Raw genomic sequence first — 2,127 nt, forward strand, 5'->3', positions numbered from 1 at the left:
ACGATCGAGTTCGTGGGCCGCAATGATTTCCAGGTCAAGGTCCGCGGGTACCGGATCGAACTCGGGGAGATCGAGGCCCGGCTACTGGAACTCCCTGCTGTCCGGGAAGCCGTCGTGGTGGCCCGAGATGATCGCCTCGACGCCTACTACGTGCCCGACAGCAGCATCGGGGTCGAAACGCTGCGTGGCGCGCTGAGTGAGGTCCTTCCTTCCTACATGGTGCCGTCGGCGTTTGTCGCGCTGGAGTCGCTGCCGTTGACCCCGAACGGGNTCTGAATGTGGAGCGCGTCGGCCGCGACGATGACTTCTTCGAACTCGGCGGGCATTCCCTGCTCGCGGTCTCTCTCGTCGGGCGGATGCGGGAGGCCGGGCTGTCGTGTGATGTGCGGGCGGTCTTCACCACCCCCACCGTCGCCGGACTCGCCGCGGCGGTCGCGGCCGGCGGCGGCGCCGAGGTGCCGATACCGCCAAATTTGATTCCTGATGTTCACCGGCGCAAGGCTAGTGGTGGCGGAAAGATGGAGATCGACCTATGAACATCGACGAGTTGCTACTGGAGATCCGGGCGAGGTCCATCGAACTCCGGCGCACTGGCGACGACCTGAAGGTACGCGCGCCGGAAGAGGCGCTGGACGGCGCGCTGGTTCGGCAGTTGCGGTCGCACAAGGAGGAATTGCTGGCGCGCATCGGCCCGGGCGACTCCGATTGGTGGAGTCCGCCGGTCCGGATCACGCCGGAGATGCTGCCGCTGGTGGATCTGACCGAGGAACAGATCACCAAGGTGGTCGCCTCGGTGCCCGGCGGGGCCGGGAATGTGCAGGACATCTATCCGCTCGCCCCGCTGCAGGAAGGGATCTTCTTCCACCACCTGATGGGTGGCGAGGGCGACGCCTATCTGCTGTCGAGTGTGTTAGCGGTGCCGTCGCGGGACTGGGTCGGCGAGTTCGCCGATGCACTGCAGATGGTGGTGGATCGGCACGACATCCTGCGTACGTCGGTGGTGTGGGAGGGACTGCCGCAGCCGGTACAGGTGGTCTGGCGGCGGACCGAGCTGCCGGTCGAGGAGGTGACCCTCGACGGTTCCGGGGACGCAGCCGCCCAGCTGCTGGCACGCTACGACCCGCGCCGGCTCCGGCTGGATCTGAACCGTGCGCCCCTGTTGCGGGTGGTCACGGCCTACGACGAGCCGAACGACAGGTGGCTGTTGTTGGTGCTGATGCATCACCTGGTGGGTGATCACACCACGATGGAGGTGTTGCAGGAGGAGATCGGGGCGGTGCTGGCGGGTAGCGCTGATGCGTTGCCGGAGGCGGTGCCGTATCGCAATGTGGTGGCCCAGGCGGTGCTGGGTACCAGTCGGGCGGAGCACGAGGAGTTCTTCACCGAGTTGCTCGGTGATGTCGACGAGCCGACTGCGCCGTTCGGGATTTTGGATGTCCGCGGTGACGGCACCGGAATCGCGGAGGCACGTGTCGATATGGACGCTGCCTTGGCCGAGGCGGTCCGGGAGCAGGCTCGTCGTGCGGGTGTGTCTCCGGCGAGTGTGTGCCATCTGGCCTGGAGCATGGTGCTGTCCCGGCTGACCGGTCGTTCGGATGTGGTGTTCGGCACGGTGCTGTTCGGGCGGATGCAGGCCGGCGCCGGTGCGGAACGCGGCCTTGGCCTGTTCATCAACACCCTGCCGGTACGCGTCGATATCGGTGCCCAGGGTGTGCTGGATGCGGTCCGGGACACCCATGGGCTGCTTGCCGACGTATTGCGGCATGAGCATGCCCCGCTCGTGGTGGCTCAGGGGTGCAGTCGGGTGCCGGCGGGGCTGCCGTTGTTCACCAGCCTGTTCAACTACCGGCACAGCGTCCCGGCGGATCCGGCTGTGGCCGGTGCGGCGGCTTCCGGGTTCGAGGTGCTGCACAGTGAGGAGCGCACCAACTATCCGGTCGTGGTTTCGGTTGATGACGTGGGTACGGGGTTTGCGGTGACCGCTCAGGTGGATGACCGGCTGGACCCGGACCGTGTCTGCGGGTTGCTGCTGAATGCTGTGCGGGAGATCAGCCGGGCGTTGGAGGCTGCGCCGGGTGCGCCGGTTTCCGGCCTGGAGGTGCTGCCGGAGGCGGAGCGGGCGCTTGT

Annotated in this window: 3 protein-coding genes; all 3 read left to right on the forward strand. The window is 67.0% G+C overall.

Translation table 11 applies throughout. The features are described 5' to 3' along the window. The first annotated feature begins 117 nt into the window (after positions 1 to 117). Positions 118 to 276: a hypothetical protein gene (locus IEY86_RS38595; RefSeq protein ID WP_444545864.1), complete on the forward strand. Its 159-nt coding sequence runs from the start codon at positions 118 to 120 to the stop codon at positions 274 to 276. Between the two features lie 2 nt (positions 277 to 278). Continuing rightward, a complete protein-coding gene (locus IEY86_RS37950; protein ID WP_308425210.1) occupies positions 279 to 536 on the forward strand; it encodes a phosphopantetheine-binding protein in 258 nt (85 codons plus the stop codon). Further along, a partial coding sequence (locus tag IEY86_RS35790) for a condensation domain-containing protein (RefSeq protein ID WP_229699082.1) occupies positions 533 to 2,127 on the forward strand: 1,595 nt, incomplete at its 3' end. The genes IEY86_RS37950 and IEY86_RS35790, both read left to right, overlap by 4 nt.

Origin of the sequence: Wenjunlia tyrosinilytica, from assembly GCF_014646055.1 — a bacterium.
In the GTDB taxonomy this organism is placed as follows: Bacteria; Actinomycetota; Actinomycetes; order Streptomycetales; family Streptomycetaceae; genus Wenjunlia; species Wenjunlia tyrosinilytica.